We start from the raw sequence: 21,743 nt of genomic DNA on the forward strand, positions 1-21,743 counted from the left end.
ACGAAACTCCACCCAGAGTCACCCGCAAGCTTGGCCTGTTTGTCGCCCGAGCGAGTACGACCGTTTGAGGATCCCCGAAAGGACATCCGCTAAGCGACAGAATCTACAAACAGAAATCTCCCTGGTCTCTTGTTCCGCTCCCTTCAAATTCCAGACAACGATGTGGGAGATTTGTTTCATGGATCAAAGTGGGCGTGAAACGCCCGAGGTAGCGGAGCAGGCTGGCTCGCCGGTCTCGGTGCGCGGGTCCATCTCTTGGAGGAACGAGCGGTGACAAGATACATCGAGCGTCTCCGGAAGCTTCCGATGCCGCTCCGCGTAGGAGCGCTGGCATCCCTTGCAGTGTTCCTGATCGCATTCGCAACCCTGGCCACATCCCACGGCCAAAGGCCTGTCGTCGCATTTTCAATAGGAATACTTGGGCTTGATGGGCTCGTTGGGGGCATGGTCCTGGCGACAAACTATCGTGGTTACGCTGCTGCATATGCGGAGCTATGGTCGGTAGATGAGGCCAGACGTTGGCTGCGTGCTTATATTCGGGTGTACGGCGTGGTCTCTGTGATAGGCGGAATTGTTTTTGTCGCCGTTTCCGTGCTCCTTGAATTAGCGCGCACATCGTGAAGCCGTGCCCGTCTGCGACTACATCAGCCAATTGATGGTCCGACCTCGATCTGGTTTCCAACTGGCGGTCTCTGCTACCTCTGGGACATACCGACCGCAATCCGAAGAGGCACCGATGGAATATGTTTTTAGAGGCGGGCTCGCAATCCCCGGAAGATTCAGGATCATCGGACCCTGGGTCATACTCAGCATGAGCCCCTCGCAGCTTGAGTTCCGGTTGAGGTCCCGGTGGCTCGCACGCTACTTCGGCCCCTGGCGGCTACAGCGTTCCGCCGTCCGCGACATTTATCCAGGCCGACCTCACGTCTTATATTCCTGGACCCGGATCAACTTCCTCGCTGACGACAACATGCCGTGGATGTTCCTGGCCGAATGGCCTGAGGGCGTCCTTGGAGCCGCGAAAGAGCTCGGCTACCCGGCCCGCTTTGACACCCGAATCTGGCCGCCAGCGTCTCCGGGATGACGACGCGCAGGATTCTCGCGGCTTTTCCAGCGTTGATGGTTGCTCCAGCCCGAGGGGACCGGCGGCGCCCCGCCGCACGTCTAAGTCCAGTCTGAAGCGTCCGGTGAAGGATCCCTCAACGGACGCTGCGGTCACCCAGCGCGTTAGGTGATGGAGTCAACAAAACCGGGGGGCAGTCCCGACGCCGTGAAGGACGGGTGCGCCACTATTTAATGGGCGCGCCTGCTCGATTACATTCGTCCCTATTTGACCGTCGACGGTTGGGCCCTCTCCAACGTATGCTCGGGCCAACGACGACTGGTGCTTTCAATAGGAAGCAGCGGTTAAGTTCAAATAGCGATCGGCTGCGCGGCTGCAAGGAGTCTTAGATGCTACCCACGAACAGGTTTTTTGCAGTCGCAAGTCTAATCATGGCCTTGGCAAGTCTCATATATGGAATTTTTGACATCTCACAATCCAATTTCGTCCTGGGCGGTTTAAAGATCGCGTTTGCGATCTTTGCTGCAGCCTTGGGGGTGTACTTCCTTCGCTCGAACCGTGTAAGCGAACGCAACGACGCCGAAAACGAAAGACCCCGTTAGGGAGGGCACGTCTGAGGTGAGCTGGCCGGAAGCCGACTTTATGGCTCCAAGCCTCAGCCTGTTCCGGGCGCTCGGGCAATCACCTCATCCCTTAGCCACATCGCCGTGGAGCATGACCAACGATGCCCCGGAAAGACAACGCACCAGTGGCCCGTAAGCCGGTCCCTTCGCGGTCGGATCTACCGCGCATCGGCGTCCGTGCCGTTAGGGCTAGTAGATTCCCGTAAGACCCGCCCGCAAAAATGCCCGGTGAAGGTGCGGCGGATTCTAGTGATCGACGCAACGTTCGAGTGAGTCCGGCAGTTCAGCCGGCTGCTTTCGAGTGTATCCGGAGGTGGCAGGCGGGGTGCGTTTTTCGGTTTGGAACAGTGCCTTGGGCGTGAGGTAACCGAGGGTCGTACGGGGCCTGGTGTTCAGCTCGTTGCAGACGCTCTTGACGTATTCATGGGTGTGCTTGGAGAGGTCGGTGCCCTTGCGGAAATACTGGCGTGCCAGCCCGTTGAAGTTCTCATTGGCTCCCCGTTGCCAGGGGCTGGAGCGTTCTGCGAAGTAGATTTGGATGCCTGTCGCTGCGGCGAGCTCTTGGTGGCGGGCCATCTCTACGCCCTGGTCCCAGGTGAGAGTCTGCTTCAGGTGCGGTGGGAGTGAAGCGAACGCGGCGGTGATGGCAGCGTTGGTCCGGGCCGCGGTGTGGTCGATTGGCAGGTTGATGATGATGCCGTATTGGGTCTTGCGTTCCCGCAGCGTCACCATGGCTGAGGTCGAGCCGGGCCCGACGATGAGGTCGCCTTCCCAATGGCCAGCTTCGGTCCTGGTCTCAACGACGGGCGGTCGCTGGCTGATCATGGTCATGTTCCGGACCACGGCGCCGTGACCCGAACCGGTCCGCCAGCGGTGTTTGCGGATTTTCCGTCCGGTGCGCAGTCGGGGGCAGTATTTCTTATCCAGACCGCCGTCATCGTTGAAGAGCAATGCCCGGTAGATGGTCTCGGGACTCAGTTGAAGGCGCGGTTCGAAGGGGAATTGCAGTGCAAGCCAGCCGCAGATCTGCTCGGGGGACCAGTGGCGATTGAGCTTGCGCTGCACGATCGCGCGAAGTCGCCGGTTCCGTCTAAGCTTCCGACGCCGTGGCCGGCGCCGCTGCTGGCTGGCCTTGTGATCGGCAGCGTGCGGAGAATACCGGCCGTGGCCGTCGCGGTGACGGTCCAGTTCCCTTTTGATTGTTGAGGGGCAGCGTCCGAGTTCATGCCCGATGCGCCGCAGTGAGCAGCCCAGCCGGAGCAGGTCAGCGATCTGAATGCGCTCCAGTAGGGACAGGTAGCGTCCGGAGCCTTGGACGGGAACCCGCATATGGCTCTGCTCAGCTCGTTGGTTCCTAAGTTTTGTGCCGGCGCGTCTGCTCATACCCAACATCCTGCAGGCCTCCGCGTTGCTGGATCCGGCACTCACCAGGTCCCAGTAGCGTGTCCGTGTCAGATCACGTCGAGCCTTCGCCGGGGAGGCCTTCTGGGCCGCCCGTCCGGCGAACAGCCGGGCGTCCCGGATTCCGGCCTGATGAGCCCGGTCGAGGCGCTCCTTTGCAGCGGCAAGTTCCGTCTTCCATCTCTTGTCCCATGTTGCGGCCGTGCCCGGCAGCAGCCGCAGCTCGTTCCGGACCCTCGCCGGTCCGTTCGATGCCCGCAACAGGGCGAAGCGATTGTAGAGCCAGCGGTATCCGCTGGCCCTGCTGACTCCCGCATCCTGCGTTGCTTTCGCGAGGCTGGCGCCTTCCTGGTATGAGGCCCAGAACGTGACTTCCACGTCCGGGTCGACCTGGAAATGATGGCGTCCGTCGTCCTGCTGGAATTTGCGCTCCCACTCGTTCACTCGAGAAGAGGAGAATCCAAGCCTCGTCTCCGCGGCTTCGGCGCCAAGACCCGAGCCACGCAATTCCAGGAACGCTTCGCACAGCCATCGGTATCCTGTTTCCTTTCCGACACCCGCTGCGCGGGATGACGGTTTGAGACCCTTTCCTTCACGAATCAGAGCAAGAAACCGCGCGCCCTCAGGCGAATCCAAACGTCGATACATAGCCGCAAGTCCCTAATACAGGCGTTGCTTCGACCGACAGAATCCGGGGTGCCCTAAACGCTACACGCTTAAGTGTCCCACTCCCTTGGGAGTGGGACGGCTTGGCCGGGCATTCTCAAAGGATGCAACACGCCTTGGGATTTCGTCCCAGAACTATGCTCACCGGAATGTCCCATCGGATCCGTACAAAGCAATTTTCGGTACATTTGAGGCATGGATATTGGGTACGCCAGGGTCTCCACCGCGAAGCAGGATCTTGATCGTCAGATCGAGGCGTTGAGGTCCGAAGGCATTCCGGATAAATACATCACCTCCCACCCCGACCACCGGAAAGCCTGACAGCCGAAGGTCTATAAGGATCTGTTCCGGAGCACGGCGCTGGCGGCGAGATCGAAGAGTGCCTGTGCGGTTTTGGGGTTGCCGAGCGCAGCCGCGGTGATCCTGTCCAGTTTCGCCACGGCGTCCCGCAGGACCGTTGGCCTGGGCGGGGTGCCGTCACCGATAGGGTGTTCCGGTTCTGGAAGGAAGAGGTGCGCAGATGTGCCCCGGCCGGCCATGTGGCCTGACATCAGGGCGTCGACTGCTTGGGCTACCCCCATGAGCAGGTTTGCCTGTTGCTCCCAAGGCGCGTCTTCGAAGGGTTGCCACCGGGGGAGCCCTCCACGCAAGGGCAGATCGCACTCGCCCCACAGTCGCTCAAGGCCAGCAGCCTGGACACCCCACTCGGACAACGGTCCACTCAGCTCATCAATGATGGTCCGCAGCAACCGGAACCAGACTCCCGCATGTACAGCCCGGCGGGGCAGCTCCACATAACCGGTGGTGAGAGCCTGCCAGGTGAGTCTGTCCATGGCGCGGACAAGCGCGCCGGAGTTTCCATGTCGCGAATCCGTGGGAGCCAGAATGACGAAGTTACCGCGAACGCCGATACACGGTTCCAGAAAGCACCCGTGTTCAGGGCAGCTGAGCATCAACGGCAGCTTCCAAGCGAGGAGCAGTCCTTGCAGGGAGGGGTCGTCGAGGCACTGTGGACATGCCCTGCTCAACGGATTGCTAGGGATCCAGGCCCGCCAGTCCGCCACGGTCCGAGGGGGCCGTCCTCCCCGGGCAAGCAGGACGGAGAATTGGCCGACGTAAGTATTGAACGCGGCAGGCTCGGCTTCGAGGGAGTCTGTTAGCCAAGGGGTCCAGCCGATCAGGCTCATGCGGTTGAGCGTTTCCGGAGAGACTCCCGTCCGCTGAGTTAGTGTCCGCAGCAATGCTGGCGAAGGGGAGAGGTCAAGATCATCTTCAGGGACTTCGACGCCCTCCATTGCCGAATCGAGAAGACGCCGGAGGCTCATGGAGTAGCAACCCGAGAGGCGCGCCAGCCAGGACGACAAAGCCTCACCCTCTCGCGGCCGTGGGTGTTGTGGCCACCGCGTCGGCACCGTCATGCCAGCTCGCGTTCAAGAAGGCGGCGACGTTCGCTCGGGCCAGCGTAGGCAGCCAGGCTCAGGCTGCTGTGGTTGATTGCTTCGTCGCCGCTGTCCACGGCGGCGACTGCTGCTTCTGTCAGCAGCAGCGTCAGTTCCCCGATGGTTGCTTCGCTGCGTGCCAGCAGGTAGTTTGCCATCTCGGTGGTGGCGATCGTTGAACGTTTGCGGAGCGGGAACGAGGAAGCAAAGCTGGCGAGCAGCGACAGGGTGTCGGCGTCTTCCTTCCAGCGCGGGAGTGTGATGGGCTCGAAGCGGTTCTCCAGCTGGTCATCGGAACGGATCGCCAAGTACGCGTCGCGGGTTCCGACGCCGACAAGGGGGATCCGGAGTTCGTTGCCGAGGAAGCGCAAGAGGTTAAGAAATTCTCGCCTGCTGCTGTCCCTTCCTGAGAGCACGTTATGAAGCTCGTCAATGACAAGCATCCGAACCCCCACGCTCCGCAGGACGGATAGAGCGAGCCGTTCCTGGTCGGCCAGCCGCTGCCTGGGCCGTGGTGGGGCTCCTGTCGCGTCCAGGAGGGCAGCGTAGAAGCGGCTGACTGATGGGTCCGAGGGCATCTGGATGCTTAGAACTGGAATGTGCTCGCGATCAGGTTCGGAGATAGACGGGTGCCGGCGTCGGAACTTCTCGATGATCATGGATTTGCCGTTGTTGGTCGGCCCGACCAGCAGCAGATTCGGCATCCGCTGCTTCGTCGGCCAATCGTAGAAAGTCTCCAGCCTGGCCAAGGTGGTCTGGGCTCGAGGATAGCCAATCCACCGGTCAGAGCGGATCCTTTTGATCCGCTCAGCATCCGGCAATCGGGCTGCTGCCTGCGCAGTGGCCCCAAGATGGTCAAGATCCTGCGCCGTAAGTTCTTCGTCCACGCCTACCATTCCTCGATTTCTTCAAACGGCACAACGTCCGGTCTGCTCGCGTCAGTGTTGGCCCCGGGCGATTCTGGCGGCTCAGGTACTGTCGGGAGAGTCTCTGCCGCAGCTAGGTGTCCGCGATGTTCGTTCTCTCTGCGCGTCTTCCTGGTAGTCTTCCGCGCGGATTGGGCGATCTCGCGCCTCAGGGAAATCATGCGGAAAAGGTCCAGCTCGTCGACGCAGGCCCTTCCGTCACGTCGGAGCCGCTCCAGGGCCTGACGATGTTCCCAGAGCGTGACCGCAGGGTGGGACAAAATGCGGTAAGGCACTTCGATGTAGTGATGTCCTTCCGGGTCGAGAACCCAGACTCGACTGATATCGCGTGGGTCTCGGCGGATGACGAACTTTCCCAGCTTTTTGCGCCGGGCGATCCATGGCTTGAGTGCGTTGGCGAAGTAGTGGACGTGGTCGATGACGAATCCTGTCCGACTCAGCGTCCTTCGGATGACGGGAAGAAAGTCCACGAGGAACGCGGTGGGGTTCGCTGCCACCGATGGGCTGGTAGGAGATGCAGCGATCCCTTCGGCCCATCGGGCCGCGGGTGTTTGGTGCAGACTGCTGTGGACGCTGCCGTGATAGCCGGCTACTGCAAGGATCAGCCAGCGTTCCACTTCCCGCAGCGTCAATGACGCCATCTTCTCGGCGTTGTAGGTACCGCGCTGAGCTGTGTTGGAAAAGGTCGTTCCAGGTAGTTCATGGACCATGGTCATGGCCGTGCCGATGACTCGTTCCACAATTCCGCCGTAGTGCGGCCTTCCCGGCGGGCGGTATGCGAGTCTGATGGCATGCTGCTCACAGCCTCGCTTTAGAGCCTCGCTCTTGAACTCCGCCGCGTTGTCGACGTATAGCTGTTCGGGCTTGCCGCTCATCGGCCAGTTCGCCTCGATCCCAAGACGCTCCAGCCAGGGTCGCTTGTCGCAGCAGGCGTGCGCCAGGCAAAGTCCTACCGAAACCGCTGAAGGTAGCTCCAATGTGAGGACCATCCCGACCACGCATCGACTGAACGCATCTATGGCCACTGTCAGGTATGGCCGTCCCACGGGTTGCCGGTCGTGCTCGTCCACCACGATCAGGTCAATCACGGTGTGGTCGATCTGCACTTGGTCCAGCGGGCGATTAACGGTTGGAGGCGAGCCGCCGGCTGCCTGCAAAGGACGCGCTGCGTCTGCGCCTTCCCTCCGACGGGTGACGTCGACAGGATGCAGGGCTGCTATCCGGCGGGCAACTGTGCTCCGGGAGGGTGCGGCCAGACCTTTGAGGAACAAGCTTGGACGACATCGCGGTGAAGGGCCGCCAAGGATAGCTTTTGCCGCTTCAGATAACGGGCCCGAATCAAGTCCTGCAGTACGTCTTCGACGGGCCCGGCCAAGCGCCAGGTCCCGCGTCCGCCATCTGACTGCCCTCGCAACAGGTCGGTTGCGTTGCCGGAACCGCGCCTGCACCGATCAACCAGAACATAGACCTGCCGCAGGGACACACCCAGCTGCGCTGCAGCTTCGGCCGCAGCGCTGAGCCCTATTACGTCCCGCTGCGACAGGGGAGTGATCACGGCGGCGGTTCGGACCGCGGTATCCCAGTCCTCTTCGGTCATGGCCAATAGGCCATGACTGAAGAGCGGAACATCGTTGTCCGTCATTTCGTCACCGCGGGAACAGGGCCGAGAACAGAACACCCATACGAAAAACCTAGTCCAGAGCCGTGGGACGCGAAATGACTCGTTTGTGCAGCCGGCTTCGATCAATACGTGGTCATAGGCGGTTGCGCACACCGCGGAATAGAGAGGACATCAGTGCAAGCGACTGCGAACAATGACAGCGTCTCTGGGGGAGTGTCCCGCCCCGATGTGTCCCGGTTGTGAGGAACTGGGACGGCGCACCGGGATGCCTGTAGGGAGTGAGGACCAGAGCAGGTCGGGCTCGCTGGTAATCAGGTTCGCCGCCTGCCGCGTCAGATCTGAACCGTGAGACGAAGAAAGCCCACCGGTGGGGGACCGATGGGCTTTCCGTAACTGAGGCTACCCACCAAAGGTTTAGTCATCGACTGGACCATCGTAGTGGGCGGCGGGTTACGCCCCCCACTGCGGGGGCTAAGGACTGCTGCGGTCAGACGGCCGGCTGATGCTGGGTGATGCAGTGGATGCCGCCGCCCCGGGCGAAGATGGGACGGGCATCGACCATCACTACTTTGCGGCCCGGGTACGCCTGCTCCAGGATCCGGCGGGCTCCAGCGTCCGCGGGGTCCTCGAAACTGCAGGCGATGACGCCACCGTTCACCACCAAGTGGTTGATGTAGCTGTAGTCGACCCAGTCGAGCTCGTCGCGCAGTGTGTCAGGGGCCGGTACCTCGACGATGTCCCAGGCACGGCCCTGGGCATCGCGAGTCCCGGCGAGCATCGCGATGATGTCGGCGGTGATAGGGAAGTCCGGGTGCGATGGGTTGCGTTGGGAGTGGACCAGCAGCACACCGGGCGAGGGGATAGCGGCCACGATGTCCACATGTCCGCGGGTTCCGAGTTCCTGCGAATCACGGGTCAGCCCGCGCGGCAGCCAGATGACATGCGTCGCTCCGATGGTGCGGGCCAGCTCGGCTTCGACGTCCGCCTTGGTCCGGTGCGGGTTCCGGAACTTATCCAGCTGCACCGTCTCGGTGACCAGCACGGTGCCCAGACCGTCCACCTGGATCCCGCCGCCTTCATTGACCAGAGGACTGTCCAGCAGTTCGGCCCCTGACAGCCTTACCACTTCCGCACCGACCCCGGAGTCTTTGTCCCAAGTGGCCCAGTCCTGCTGCCCCCAGCCGTTGAAGACCCAGTCCACCCCACCCAACCGGCCGCCGTCGTCGGTGACGAATGTGGGCCCGATGTCCCGCATCCGGGCATCATCGAGGGGCACCTCCACCAAATCGATGGCAGCCGAAAGATAGGTCCGGGCGGCAGCAATGTCCGGCGGGTCCACGACCATTGTGACCGGCTCGAATTCCGCCACTGCGTGCGCCACCGCTGCCCACGCAGTGCGGGCCTCATGGGTTTCCTCCGCGGTGTGGCCTATTGAGGATCGCTCTGGCGGAAATGCCATCCAGATCCTTTCCTGGGGGGCCGTTTCACTGGGCATTATCCAGCTCATGGCTGGTGGTCGCCTCGCCGAAGGGTGCCGTGATGCAGCGCTACGCTCTGGTTGAGGGGACGCCTGGGGTGGGGGATATGTCCGAAATGGACCAGTAGGGATAGGCATCCGGTCCTGTCCGACGTCACCATTAAGGCTGCAATAACCTTTGCCCCGCCACGTAGTCAGCGTCCGGTCGCATGCCGCCGAGTAGAGCTGAGTAGTGCCGGGGTGATTTACGGCATGCTCGCAAGAAGGCGAAGGCTCACGGATTCACGCCCCCACACCTTCTGGGGCGACGCGTAGGTGTAATGAACAATGATCTCGAGCGCCGAGGATCAATTAACGGCGACCCGGTTTTCAACATGTAAGTCCCCACTACATGTGTTGTTAGTGAGGGGATCGTGACGCGCTCTAGCGAAAGAAGTCTCCGTATTTCTTCCGGCAATCAGAATTCTGAGCAAAATTCGCGTATTCATTGACACCTCGCAGAAGTCATAGTTGGCTATCTCACGGGTCAACTGAATAGTCGAACTCTCTGGACGCATTGTTGGCTCGCTTCTGATAGTGGGGAAGATGAAGAAGAAGCAATTGGTCATGCAAATACTTTTGGTATCCAGCTTCGTACTGTCGGCATGCAGTACTAGTACTAACGACGATGCCATCCAGCAAGGCAATCCATTTGACGCCTTTAAGGCTGAAGCATTGGACACGCTTCGAGTTGAGGAACGAAGACTCCGTCTCGACTGCTTGGCCGCTGAAGGTTTCCCGCAGTTTCGGGATGCCATGGTTGGCTATCAAGAAACACAGTCGGCCCGCGATAGACTTCCGAGCGCAAATCTGCCGACTGGGCTCTTTCTCAGCGAAGATGATGCGCAGCAACGTGGCTTCGGGGAGTCACTCCCGGCGAGTCTTCCTAAAGTGATCGTTAGGGACGCGTCCATTGACGAAGCAACGGACATATGTGCGCGCGAATCGTGGACTGCAATTGGCCCCGATGCAGAGAAGACTTACAACGAATACGTTGAAATCCAGAACAATTTAACCTCAGCACTATTGGCCGTCTCTTTGGACAACTGGAACAAGATCGTCGATTTCACAGTGAAATGCCTGACGGACAAAGGCTACAATATTAGAGCCGATAAGAACTCTCGCTACGGTATGACGTTTGGCATTCCTTTCGGGAAAGCGGAGCGCGCCGAGCCGGATGAGCCGCCAGCCGTAGGTAATTTCTCGTCGCGAGGGCTTCCAGCAGCGCCGTATGTTCCAACGGAGCAAGAGTCCAAGCTCGCCGTCGAGTACTACAAATGCACAGTCGACTCGGGCTACCGCGACGAATATGTTCGGGAACGGGTAGCAGCTGCCACCAGCGCGATTGCCAAGTACGAAGGGCAATTGAGTGAACTGTCCCCTCAGGTTGAGGCGCTTGCGAAGTCTGCCACCGGTGCCAAATTTGGGACGAGCTAGATGGAACTTTCCGGGCCGTCCGCAAGCCGACGGATATCTAGACGCGTTATTGGCATCGCCCTGATTGGATTGGTAGTTGTAGCTCTCGTCGTCACGATGATGATCAGCGCAAGTGCGTTCAAGTCGCCTGCCCAGGCGTTGGCTGACGCTGCGCCACCTCGGCCGACGCAGCTCACCGTGGGCGTTGAGGTGAGGCCGCTTCATGAACAGATAGTCACTCGTGGAAAGGCAATTCAGACGCCCGGCTTGGTCGTTCCGCTTCCACCTGCACTTATTTCTTCCGGTGGAGTGGTGACAGGCACTCCGATGCAAGTCGGCCAACCTATTTATGAGGGCAGTCCTGTCCTTGAAGTCAATGGATTACCAGTTTTCGCATTCTCCTGGCCATTCCGGGCGTATCGGGAACTCCATGAGGGCCTCAGCGGTCCAGACGTGGAACAACTCGAGAAGTCCCTAGTTACGATGGGCCTTCTCGGCCAAGCAAACGACAGCTTCGATGGCGCGACTTCAAATGCACTGACGAGGCACCTTGCGAACATCGGCTATCACGTCTCCGCAGCTGACTCTGCTCAGGAAGCCAAGCCAATGCTGCCAACAATCGAGTCTTCCACCGCCGTGGAAGACTCGAAACAGCAAGCTGCCGCGCCCGTCAAAGGCGTGATACTGCTCCCGCAGCAAGTTCTCGCTCTTCCACGTGAAGTTCAACGTCTGGAGACGCGCGACGTCCAAGTCGGAACCGAAATCACCGCCGAGACGAAAAGCCTCGGTAGTGCAACTGCAGGTTCTATTGTTGTCCACACCGCGATTCCGGTTGCTCAAGCGCAAAATCTCAAACCCGGTGATGCGGCCAAGATTTCGCAATCCGGAGGCCCCGAACTCGACCTGAAAGTCGTCGAAGTAGCCACAGACATAACCGATGTATCAGAGGTCGGCAGTGGTGTCCTCGTCAAGCTGGAGTTCAACAATGGCGGCGGAGTTCAATCCCCAACCGGACAAACCGACAAGGTGACTATCTCAAGTGGTGGTGCGTTGTCACCGGTGACCGCGGTGCCGCTCACTGCGGTGTACACCAATCCTGATGGATCGAGCTACGTCGAACGTCCGGAAAGCGCAGGAAGTATGCGAATAGGGGTCACGCTGGGCGACACTGCTGGGGGATGGGTGGCGATTCGAACGTCCGATTTTCCTTTGGAAGAAGGTTCGGAACTTGTCGTCGGGAAATCCTAGTCGCGAAAACGTGGCCTTACCTTCACGGCCCTTGATCACTTTGCAGGGGATCTCGAAGTTGTACGCCAACGCGGGATCCCCTGTGGGGCTCCATCCGACGGATTTAAGTATTCATGACGGAGACTTCCTTGCAATCACCGGACCCTCAGGCGCTGGAAAGTCAACCCTTATGAATGTCATCGGGCTGCTCGATCGTCCATCCGCCGGCTTGTATATGGCGCATGGTGAAACCGTTGATCTTACAGACGAACGGACCATCCTCAGACTACGAGGTCGGCTCTTCGGATTTGTCTTTCAATCTTTTCACCTCTTACCTGGACGTTCGGTTCTGGACAACGTTGAGATGGGAATGCTGTACTCCATTCGTTCCAGACAGGAACGCAAGGAACGCGCATTCGAATCGCTCCGAAAAGTTGGTCTGGCCCACTACACAAGCAAGGACCCCAGACAATTATCTGGCGGCGAGAAACAACGGGTGGCGTTTGCGAGAGCGCTGGCTCTCGAGCCCTCCGTACTGCTCTGCGACGAACCGACCGGAAATCTGGATAGCACAAATAGCGGAAAGGTCCTCGGTCTGCTGCAAGAACTGAACAGCAGCGGAATCACTGTGGTCCTAATTACGCACGACCAGAAGATAGCCGAGTCTGCAAAGACACGAGTGGTGGTGCGGGACGGGAGGGTTGAACTCAATGACGAGACGTAAATTAGCCAAGGGACTTGCTCTTCGAGACCTGACGCGGGAAGCGTGGTTATCGACGTACATTGCACCCGCTCGCTCCCTGCTCACGTCCGTTGGCGTGGTTCTAGGCTGCCTGTCTTTCGTTGCAGCTTTGGGTCTCACGAGCACTATAGGTCAGCAAGTTTCAACGAGTTTCGACGTTCGCCGTGCTACAACGGTAACGGCCGAGCTTGACGAGATTGATACGGGCCAGCAGTCAAATTGGATAACGGCGGACGGTCTCAAACGTACACAGCAGCTTGCGGGAACAGCGTCGTGCGGCCGTGTTGACGCTTACAGCGGAATCCCCGTCGCGCACCCGTACAGTCCGGATGCTGAGAGGTTTCGCCTTCCTCTCTTCGGCCTCGACGCCGGCAGCCTCCAAGCCGTAGGTCTCCGAATGGTCGCTGGGCGCTCAATTGATGCCGGTCACGTGACCAGGGCGGACCGTGTAGTACTGCTCTCGGCCAATGCTGCCCGGCAAATCGGAGTGCGGACGATTGGTGCCGCAGTGGATGTTGGCGGTCTTACTATGACACTCGCCGGAATTTACGACGATGCCGATCGGCTCGGAGACACTATTGGTGGTGCCATAGCCCCGCAGTCAACCTTGGCCATGTACAGAACTGACCTGAACTCCACAAAAGTTATTGTGGAGACGACCCCTGGTGCGGCTGAGCAGGTCGGAGGTCAGTTGGCCTTGGCCCTTTCTCCAGGAACGCCGGATCGGATCAAGGTAGTCGCCCCGCCTGATCCCAAGACTCTTCGCCAGGAAGTCTCATCGAATGTGACTTTGATGGCGCTCCTCGTGAGTACGTTGACTCTTTTCATCGGTTGTATCTCGATCGGAAACGCTGCCATGGCTGCAATGTCGGCTCGAATCCCGGAGTTTGGCCTTCGTCGCGCAATGGGCGCCAGACGCGTCGATATCTTCACGCAGGTCCTTATGGAAACAACGATGCTAGGTATTGTCGGCGGGGCGGTGGGGAGCTCGCTGGGGAGCGGACTTGTACTGATGATTTCTCTCATCAACAGATGGGTTCCGGTGCTTGATGCCCAGATAGTCATTTGTGCGATGTTGGGCGGCACCGTTTCCGGTGTTCTGGCAGGCCTGTGGCCTGCTTTGCGAGCAACAAAAATAAGTCCAGTGCAGGCATTGGCGCGCTGATACAGCCGTCTGAATACAGGTTCCGGATAGCGCGAATGACGACTGAAACAAGGCGCCACGTAGATATCTTCAAAACTTCATAAATGCGCGGATTCTGAGTTTTTTATCCAGAAGCGCGAATATAGTCCGTCTCCCTGCCGTGAGCGCTTTAATTGTCGTGCCAAAGATTGAAAATAGATATTTTGGCATTTTTAAATTAAACAAGAATAGCGACTTAAATTGCTCTTTCTGCGCTATTATCAAACTTGCAAGGTCCGATCGGGACTTGCTTCCTACTAAGCAGTAGGGACCGGACTATTTGGAATTGGGGAAAAATTGAATAAGATCACGAAGATTGGTTTTGCTGGTTCAATCGCCCTAGCAAGTATCGGTGCGGGTGCGGCAGTTGCCCATGCAGACAGTGGTGATGGTGCTATTGCGTGCGCAGCAGGTGAAATCTGTTTCACTAACGTGACGTCTGGCAATGATCTACCGAGTGCTGGTAAGCGGCAGTTCTATTATGGGGCCACGCATGGAGGCCTCGTTTGGGGCGCTGGTAACGCGGCTGGCACCCAGTTCCAGGACAAGGTGAAATCATTCTGGAATCGAGATCAAATCGGCACTGTGAATTTGATCAATTACGCTGGTGGAGTCAAATACGCCATCACACTATCAAGGCAACCGATTTGGTATGCACTTTATCCCTACGGTGGTTCGGGCGGCGCGAGCTGGTCTGAGGTAAACGACGCTCACGAGCTCTTCTAGGGAAGAGGGCAGCCGCAGTTGAAGTCCCGGTTGCGGCTGCTCTAGCGTTCGTGGATTAAGTACCGAAATTGACCAAGGAGAGACAGGCTCGCGCTCCTGTCTGAGCTATCCATTCAGGCTCCAGCAGCGTAGGAAAGCCACGTTCTCCGCGTCCAGCCCCACGCTGCCGAGGATCGAGGAGTAGCGCCGTGTCAGCCATGGAAGCGGTATGGCGTACAGACCAGGCTGTTCGGTGATGCCTGCCGTGTGCTTTGGGTAGCCCCATTCATCCAGCACTGGGATGTCGATGAAGGACAGATCGAGGTTGTATCCGGTTGCCCGATCGACGTTATGTTCGCCTGGGCCAGGTTAGCCGCGCTTGCACCTCGGGGACCTGGTACGCGCCGGTTGCAAGCACCACGTTGCGGGCTTTCATGTGCCCGAACGACGAGTCAATGCTGAATCGGCCGTCCGGGGAAGTGGCCAGCTGCGTTACGTCCACGCCCGTGTGGACGGTGCGCCGATCCCCTCCGCGTATTTCCTGAGGAGGTTGACCACTGCGTTGCGGGGAATGAAGGCCTCAGGCTCGTCGCCGGTGTAGGGCATGCAGGAAAGGTCCAGTGTGAAGTTCGGCGTGTTCATATAGAACCCGTGCGAGCGTCCTGGAATGCGCCACCCAGGGAATCCCGACGCTCCGGTATCCGATGCTCGTCGCCCCCTGGGGTCAGCCAATAGCTCGTCGCGAGTCCCGGCTGGGCTGCGCCGATGATGACGGCATCCGTAGATTCAGTCGGCGCGATTGATCTCCTCCGCGCGGTTCCAGTGCTCCCTTAGAAGCTCGGCGAGCCGTTCGGGTTCGATCCGGTGCGGGGGATCGAAGTGGTGACGATCTTCAAACACCTCCACTCGATAATCCCGGAAAACCCTGGACAGCCGATCTGCGATATCCCCGTACTGGTCCGGGTTGCTTAGCCCTCCGAGCACGAACAAGACTGGTTTTGCGAACGTGCTGAGTTGCTCGCGGTCCAGGTTGTACTTCTCGAAATCGCGCAGGAACGCTTTGATTCCTGCAGGTCGTTTAGCCATCCACGGCGGCGGGTCACCTGCCGGCGGAGGCGGAAGGACGACGTCGGGCCTTACTCCCAGCCTCGCGAACGCCTCCATGTACTGCTCAGGCGGAAGCGACTCGAGGTCCTCAAAACGCTTCCACAACCGGGAGTGAGCCTTGCTCCAATCCCAATCTCCCGCCCAGGCAGGTTCCAAGAGGGTCAGGCTGAGCAGGCGCTCGGGGTGCCTGGCAGCGAAGGCGAGGGCAGCAGCTCCTCCACCGGAGTAGCCGACAAGGTGGAACGTGTCCCACTGCTTGGCGTCTGCTTCGCGGAGGACTCCATCGACCTCGGTATCAAGCGACCAATTGGGTGGCGGCTCGTCGGCCTCGTAGAGGTCCAAGTCCTTCGCAAACGCATCTACGTCAGGGCCCAGCGCTTTGATGAGGTCGGTGTAGGCGGGCGCAGCAGGAAGGACGCTTCCTGGAAGAAAGAACGCGCGGATTGCTTCCATGGGTGAACCCTACGCTTTGGGTGGGTCGAGGGGGAGGGCGGTTGCCTCCGTATGAGCGAAAGCGAATTTGGCGTCCTAGAAGATCCCAGCGTGACGTGCGATCTCTTCGGCGTAGTCGTCGAGCTCGGCCCACTCCCTGAAGTTGTCACGATGGTGATTCTCGGCCAGATGAAGCCGTTTGGCCGTGGCGATGACCAGCGATGATCTTAGTTCTCTGGGAGACTCTCCAAAATGACCCAGTGTCGCCCACAGGGACACGACCTGGTACGGGTGGAGGCTTGGGCGCCTGCCCTTCTCCGAGTCTCTGACGTAGTTTGTTAGAGAATGCGTGATCTTCCTGGCATGAGGAGTCCATCTATCAACCGGCCTCGGCCACCATTGATCGAACACGACCCTGGATAGGGCCATGAGTTCAGCTTCCTGTGCAAGCCCGCGACTGACTGCCAGAAGTCGGCTTCCGGCCGTTACTGGGATCAGGTAACTCCAATTGGGAGGCAGAGCCGCGAGCTGTCCCAATAGCGATCTCCAAGCCTCCCGCTCCAATGAGACGTCGTTCCCGAATGCGCCAACGAGGTGATGGCAAACAACTTCTGCCTTCCTTTCCGGCTGCCTGCTGATGAGGTCAAGGGCTGCTGGCACGCGATCGAGTGCCAAGTTCAAAGCCACGCCACGAGCAACAAGATGGTTTGTAGGACGGGAGACATCATTCAGGGCCTCAAGTGCTCCCTGCAGTAATGGCTGCCGAGCCGAGCGGAGTGCGGCATCTGCAGCAACGACGATTGACTCGACCTGATTCTTCTCTCCGCTCAGGGCGACTTTCAAGGCGGACTCATAGTCGCGAGCCGCCAAGAACACGCGGGCCTGTTCCGCCAGGCTTTCACCCGGCGCCAATGGTCTGGTAGACGACTTCTGAGGATTGGACACGTCTTTTGACCCCGAAGTTCCAGGCTTAATGTTGAGGGCGGGAACATATATGTCAGCCACTTCATAGAGGTCAGGCGACAGTTCAATAAGAAAGCCGGCGTACTTCAAGTTCGTCACAATCTGCGAAAAGTCACCTTCGAGCTCCTGCAGTGCCTTCAAAAGAAAAGTTTTCCGCATCCGTTGTGTCCCGTTTCGGAACTTTTCACAAGCGGCACGGATGTCATTGAACTCGGCAAACAATGTGTCAACAAGCCGGGCGTTCGAAACGCGCTTCCATCCAACATCCAGATCTGCTGCATCCAAAAGGGAGCGGCTTCTGTCATACCGCCGGGTTTTGTTATCCGGACGGCTAAGAGCGTACCGTTGCGCCTCCCTTAGCAACGTGAGGACGTTCCGCGGACTGTACTCTTTCAGTCCGTCAGTCGTTTTAGTGAGGCACCAGGTGATCCCTGGCATTGATTCGTTTGATCGGCCTGCATTAAAACTAACCTTGGGCGGGATGGTCCGGTTCAATATCGCAGGCACCCATTTTGTGTGTCGGGTGGACGCTACTTCCGGAATGTAACTTGCGAGTGCAGGACTCGATGCCACCCTTTCTACAATAAGATGTTCAATCGTTTGACGTGTCCAGTGGAGACGAAGGACCCGGAGGTGGTCAAGGTTGAGGAAGCCAGCACCTCGCGTCACGCGGTCAAATATGTCCGATCGAAGGAAGACTTTGAGTCGTATGTTCCGACCGAAAGAGCCAAGGTCCAGGTGAGCGCGTAGCAGACCCCTGAGAGCGTCCTTTTCGATGTCCTGTCGATCAATGAACGCTTCATCCAAACGATCGAGAACCACCCACATCCGCATGCCAATGCTGTCGAGTATCTCGACTAACGCCTGGACTATGTCGTCTGGATCAAAGTCGTCATCAAGCCACGCAGGGCTCGTCTCCTGGTCCAAATCGTTCTCATCGAAGTTATGTTTCGCTCGCGTGGTTAAGACGGGTAGGCCGGATTCGTTGACTTCAATGGAGGCCTCGGGAGTAAAAGATCGGATGGACTTGGTCAGCCTCTTCCAAATTGACATTCCACCTGCGCCGGTGGACAGCAGGTCCGACTCTTTGAGTTGCTTTCGCAGCGTCTCCCCATCAAAGAATTCATCATGGTGGTCAAGAAGCCGGTTTCCAACCAGAGAAATAACAAACGCTACCCAAAGTCGTCGGAAAGTCTTTTCGCCTGCATCGCTGGGGACTCGAGCAAAGAAAGCACTGCGACCAGTATTGAAAGCTGGAATAATATCAACGTCTTCAAGTGCAGGAATGTCGAAGCTGTCCGAGGCGAGTATGCGCGAGATGGCACTCTTGCCGCTTCCCTTTACTCCTAGAATTAGGTCGGCTTCATCTTCGAGGATGAGTCTAAAGTCATTCGTCTCAATGAAATATGCTTCGAGCGCAGGTTCATTCTCTGCGACATCCGATCCAAGTTCGACGGCGCGCAGTACGTCAGAGATATTCACATGGACCCCTTTGTCTGATGAAGCTGTGACGGAGACATTGCTGGATTGATCATGCCCCGGATTGGAGTCTTGAGCAACGATGTCATGAGTGGCACGGAACTATGATCACTTGGCACCATGGAAATTTAAACGGGCTTCGCTGCTTCCGACTCGTTACCAGTTCTCAGGCCCCCGCAATCCTGCCGGCCACGTACTCCGCATCCAGGCCCACCCCTCCAACGATCGACGAGTAGTGCCGCGTGAGCCAGGGCAGGCCCACTGCGTACAGGCCAGGGCGTTCCATGACTCCGCGCGAGTGCCGCGGGTAGCCCCATTCGTCCAGCACGGGCATGTCGATGAAGCTCAGATCGAGCTTGTAGCCCGTTGCCCACAGGATGGCTGTGATGTTTTCGTCGGCAAGGTTCAGTTTGGCCGGTTCTGCTGGCAGCCAGTCGTCCTCGGGCTCCGGCGGTTGCTCGGGTGCTTCGATGCCCGCGGCCGCGATGTATGCCTCGATCGCGCGTCCGGAGCGCTGGGCGAACGTTGACTCCACGGTTGCGAGGCGTTCGGGGAGGTCGTCGCTGAAGGTGATGGCGCCGTCGTCGATGTTTTCCAAGTGGCCGTGTAGATGCATGCCGCGGCGGCCCAGCTCGCGGAGGTGGATGTTGTGGCCGCCGTCTGTGCCGGAGAGCAGCGGGTTGCAAGCGAAACGGGCCGCAGGGGAGGGGAGCCCCTCGCGGGTGAGGGCATGGATGCCGTAGTCCGGCCCGTGCATGCCGACTTCCAGCAGCCAGTAGATGAGGTCGTGGCCGCGGTACCGGCGCGGCGCTTCGGGGCACGTGGAGACAGCCAGGTGCACTTCGCGGCCCGCCGCGTGCAGTTCCTCGGCGATCTGCCCGCCCGACTGCCCGGTCCCGACAATCAGCACAGCGCCATCAGGTAGCTGCCCGGGATTGCGGTACTCGTGGGTGTGGAGTTGGAAGATGTTCTGCGGCAGGTTGCCAGCAACGGTGGGAACCTTCGGGACTTGATAGGCACCGGTCGCCAGGACGACGTTGCGTGCTTGCATGTGCCCGAGCGACGACTCGATGGTGAACCCATCCGCCGACGTCGCCAGCCGAGTCACGTCCACGCCGGTGCGGACCGGAGCATTGATCACTTCCGCGTACCGTCTGAAGAGGTTCACGGCAGCGATCCGCGGTATGAACTCGTCCGGTTCGTCACCGGAATAAGGCATCCCAGGCAGGCCCAGTGCGAGGTTCGGCGTGTTCATGTAGAACCCGTCCCACCGGTCCTGGAACGCACCTCCCAGCGAGTCGCGCCTTTCCAGGATTTGATGCTCGACGCCGGCCTGGGTCAGCCAGTAGCTCGTGGCGAGTCCCGCTTGGCCTCCGCCGATGATGACCGTTTCCGGGGTGCGTCCCATGGGGTGGATTTTACGCTTGGAGGTGCGGGCGCGGGAGGGCAGTTTGCCTGGGCTCTTGGCCGTCAGATCACAGGATTTTCGACAAGCGCGTGCACTCTTCCCACAGCCGCTTCCGGGCGGCGGGATCAGAGCCCATGCCCGGCGTCGGCAGCTCCTTGCGCTTCGCCCAGAGCTTGCCGGACACTGACGCAGCTTCTGGAGCGGTGGCTAGCCAGACGGGTGTATCGGCTGCTTTCTCCGCAGGCTTGCCGAAAGTGTTTGTCACCCAGCGGAACGGTCCGCCAACGTCCTGCAGAAGACCGGTGTGCTTGACGAGGCCCGGATGGACTGCGTTGACGACCACGTTTGATCCGCGAAGGCGCTCCGTGAACTCCTGCGTCAAGAGAACCCGGCCGAGCATTGTCGGCGGGGTAGAGCGCAGGTAGCTGTAGGTGCCCTGTGCCGTTTGAAGGTCGTCGAAATCGATCTTGGTTACCGAGGGGCCGCCCGAATACTTTGAAGCGATGTTCACTATCCGGGAAGGCATTCTGTCGTCTGTGCTTCCACCGCGCTTGAGTGCTTCAAGGAGCAGATTGGTGAGCAGAAAGTAGCCCATCACATTCGTAGCGAACGTGAGCTCCAGGCCATCTGCGGTGACATGGCGCTCCTTTCGGAACACACCGGCCGCGTTGACGAGCACGTGAAGCTCGTCGTGGCGGGAAAGGAAGTCCTCAGCCGCCGAGCGGATTGACGACTGGCTTGAGAGATCGCAGGCAAGAGGCTCCAAGGTCGCGGCCGGGACCGCGGCGCCGATGTCGCGCATGGCCTCTTCTGCCCGCGCTTTTGTCCGCCCGACCACGACGACGGTGGCACCTTCGCGGGCCAAAGCAGTGGCGATGGCCTTAGCAAGACCACCTGTCGCGCCGGTCACCAGGGCCGTTCGTCCATTCATGGAGACCATAGCCTGATCTCAGCACGATTCGGCGGGTTTTGCGAGCGCCTGGTATCTAGTCCTTGGAAGGCCGTGCTTTGGGCTTCTTCGCTGGTAGCCCGGCCACGTAGTCAAAGGCTTTGGCCACCCATGGCTCGGCCTTCTCAGCGTCATCGTTCCAAGCTTCCGGAAGACCGGTGTATCCGCCCATGGGACGTTCTTCGGGACCGAAGGGTTGAGTTTCATGATCAGCCTCGAGCTCGGCCTTATCGGCGTCGGAAAGACGGATGCCTATGGTGGGGCCGAACAGTCCCGCAAACATGTTCCCATTCACGAAAGCGCCAAGATTGCCGAACATCGGTTTGACGACGACATCCGGATGATCGGGCAGCACAGAACGGAAGCGCTCCTTGTCGGCGTCCGAGGGCTTGGGCATCTGCATTTGCTTGTCCTCCTAGGTAATGGACCGTGCGAGAGGGGATATGTCTGCAGCATACGGCGCGATCGCCGCAGCCGTTGCACGTTTTGGTAACCCGTGGCGCCATTCCAAGTCTCGTCATTTTGTAGCTTTACAACCACCTGCACGCAGAAAGAAGTCCGGGATTGCCGCCTTGGGGTGAACTTTAAGCCCGTGCCAGCCGTTTGGGACCTGCATATTTGAGCCGGTCTTTGAAGGTCCAGCGGTAGGCACCACGGCCCCCACCGTGGCGGACCAATATTCATCTCCAGGGGCACAGCCGCAACCGATACTTGGAGCTCACGCAGGCCTAGACGCCGGTGGCCCAATTACGCGAGGAGAATCCCATAGGGAAGTCTTTGCGTGTGGGCGCCGGCGCTCCTTTGGGAATTTGGAGAGTGCTATCTGTTGCCGAATACCATAAACCGGATCCGGCCCGATTACTACTTGTGGTGGGCA

17 protein-coding genes and 1 pseudogene are annotated in these 21,743 nt (G+C 59.3%); 7 read left to right on the plus strand and 11 right to left on the minus strand.

Translation table 11 applies throughout. From position 1 onward, the window contains the following. Window positions 1–811 precede the first annotated feature (811 nt). The gene (locus LDN75_RS05750; RefSeq protein WP_223936199.1) at window positions 812–1,084 is read left to right on the plus strand and encodes a hypothetical protein; all 273 of its coding nucleotides are present in this window, start codon (window positions 812–814) and stop codon (window positions 1,082–1,084) included. A gap of 848 nt (window positions 1,085–1,932) precedes the next feature. On the opposite strand, the gene LDN75_RS05755 is transcribed toward LDN75_RS05750, so the two are convergent. Beyond that, on the minus strand, window positions 1,933–3,531 hold the full coding sequence (locus LDN75_RS05755) for an IS30 family transposase (RefSeq protein WP_223936200.1): 1,599 nt from the start codon (window positions 3,529–3,531) through the stop codon (window positions 1,933–1,935). Window positions 3,532–3,948: 417 nt separating this feature from the next. Between LDN75_RS05755 and LDN75_RS05760 the strand changes: the two genes are divergently transcribed. Next, window positions 3,949–4,074: a recombinase family protein gene (locus LDN75_RS05760; protein WP_223936201.1), complete on the plus strand. Its 126-nt coding sequence runs from the start codon at window positions 3,949–3,951 to the stop codon at window positions 4,072–4,074. A gap of 11 nt (window positions 4,075–4,085) precedes the next feature. Here the strand turns inward: LDN75_RS05760 and LDN75_RS05765 are convergent, their stop codons facing one another. The 4 genes and pseudogenes from LDN75_RS05765 to LDN75_RS05785 form a co-directional block, all read right to left on the minus strand. Next, window positions 4,086–5,117: a TniQ family protein gene (locus LDN75_RS05765; RefSeq protein ID WP_263422345.1), complete on the minus strand. Its 1,032-nt coding sequence runs from the start codon at window positions 5,115–5,117 to the stop codon at window positions 4,086–4,088. 50 nt (window positions 5,118–5,167) lie between these two features. After that, window positions 5,168–6,088, minus strand: coding sequence for a TniB family NTP-binding protein (locus tag LDN75_RS05770; RefSeq protein WP_223936203.1), 921 nt, complete (start codon window positions 6,086–6,088; stop codon window positions 5,168–5,170). Beyond that, a pseudogene (locus tag LDN75_RS05775) lies at window positions 6,082–7,760 on the minus strand (Mu transposase C-terminal domain-containing protein). The gene LDN75_RS05770 and the pseudogene LDN75_RS05775 overlap by 7 nt, the downstream one beginning before the upstream one ends. A gap of 466 nt (window positions 7,761–8,226) precedes the next feature. Beyond that, the gene (locus LDN75_RS05785) at window positions 8,227–9,246 is read right to left on the minus strand and encodes an agmatine deiminase family protein (RefSeq protein WP_223936206.1); all 1,020 of its coding nucleotides are present in this window, start codon (window positions 9,244–9,246) and stop codon (window positions 8,227–8,229) included. A 555-nt stretch (window positions 9,247–9,801) separates the two neighbouring features. Between LDN75_RS05785 and LDN75_RS05790 the strand changes: the two genes are divergently transcribed. The 5 genes from LDN75_RS05790 to LDN75_RS05810 all read left to right on the plus strand — a co-directional run bounded on the left by LDN75_RS05790 (window position 9,802) and on the right by LDN75_RS05810 (window position 14,549). Next, on the plus strand, window positions 9,802–10,692 hold the full coding sequence (locus LDN75_RS05790) for a hypothetical protein (RefSeq protein ID WP_223936207.1): 891 nt from the start codon (window positions 9,802–9,804) through the stop codon (window positions 10,690–10,692). Beyond that, entirely contained in the window at window positions 10,693–11,919 is a 1,227-nt protein-coding gene (locus LDN75_RS05795; RefSeq protein ID WP_223936208.1) for a hypothetical protein, read from the plus strand. It begins immediately after the preceding gene. 82 nt (window positions 11,920–12,001) lie between these two features. After that, on the plus strand, window positions 12,002–12,622 hold the full coding sequence (locus LDN75_RS05800) for an ABC transporter ATP-binding protein (protein ID WP_223937498.1): 621 nt from the start codon (window positions 12,002–12,004) through the stop codon (window positions 12,620–12,622). Beyond that, a complete protein-coding gene (locus LDN75_RS05805; protein WP_223936209.1) occupies window positions 12,609–13,805 on the plus strand; it encodes an FtsX-like permease family protein in 1,197 nt (398 codons plus the stop codon). Before LDN75_RS05800 ends, LDN75_RS05805 begins: the two co-directional genes overlap by 14 nt. A gap of 315 nt (window positions 13,806–14,120) precedes the next feature. Next, window positions 14,121–14,549, plus strand: coding sequence for a hypothetical protein (locus LDN75_RS05810; RefSeq protein WP_223936210.1), 429 nt, complete (start codon window positions 14,121–14,123; stop codon window positions 14,547–14,549). Between the two features lie 471 nt (window positions 14,550–15,020). Here the strand turns inward: LDN75_RS05810 and LDN75_RS05815 are convergent, their stop codons facing one another. The 6 genes from LDN75_RS05815 to LDN75_RS05840 all read right to left on the minus strand — a co-directional run bounded on the left by LDN75_RS05815 (window position 15,021) and on the right by LDN75_RS05840 (window position 21,269). After that, window positions 15,021–15,170 carry a hypothetical protein gene (locus LDN75_RS05815; protein ID WP_223936211.1) on the minus strand — a complete coding sequence of 50 codons (150 nt, stop codon included), beginning with the start codon at window positions 15,168–15,170 and terminating at the stop codon, window positions 15,021–15,023. Between the two features lie 144 nt (window positions 15,171–15,314). Next, the gene (locus LDN75_RS05820; RefSeq protein WP_223936212.1) at window positions 15,315–16,088 is read right to left on the minus strand and encodes an alpha/beta hydrolase; all 774 of its coding nucleotides are present in this window, start codon (window positions 16,086–16,088) and stop codon (window positions 15,315–15,317) included. 75 nt (window positions 16,089–16,163) lie between these two features. After that, window positions 16,164–18,512, minus strand: a complete 2,349-nt coding sequence (locus LDN75_RS05825; protein ID WP_223936213.1) for a hypothetical protein — start codon at window positions 18,510–18,512, stop codon at window positions 16,164–16,166. A gap of 163 nt (window positions 18,513–18,675) precedes the next feature. Then, window positions 18,676–19,917: an NAD(P)/FAD-dependent oxidoreductase gene (locus LDN75_RS05830; RefSeq protein WP_223936214.1), complete on the minus strand. Its 1,242-nt coding sequence runs from the start codon at window positions 19,915–19,917 to the stop codon at window positions 18,676–18,678. Between the two features lie 67 nt (window positions 19,918–19,984). Then, window positions 19,985–20,848, minus strand: a complete 864-nt coding sequence (locus tag LDN75_RS05835; protein WP_223936215.1) for an SDR family NAD(P)-dependent oxidoreductase — start codon at window positions 20,846–20,848, stop codon at window positions 19,985–19,987. Window positions 20,849–20,903: 55 nt separating this feature from the next. Beyond that, complete coding sequence (locus LDN75_RS05840) at window positions 20,904–21,269, minus strand: TfoX/Sxy family protein (RefSeq protein WP_223936216.1); 366 nt, start codon at window positions 21,267–21,269, stop codon at window positions 20,904–20,906. Between the last annotated feature and the right edge of the window lie 474 nt (window positions 21,270–21,743).

It is taken from the genome of Arthrobacter sp. StoSoilB5, from assembly GCF_019977235.1.
Taxonomy (GTDB): Bacteria; Actinomycetota; Actinomycetes; order Actinomycetales; family Micrococcaceae; genus Arthrobacter.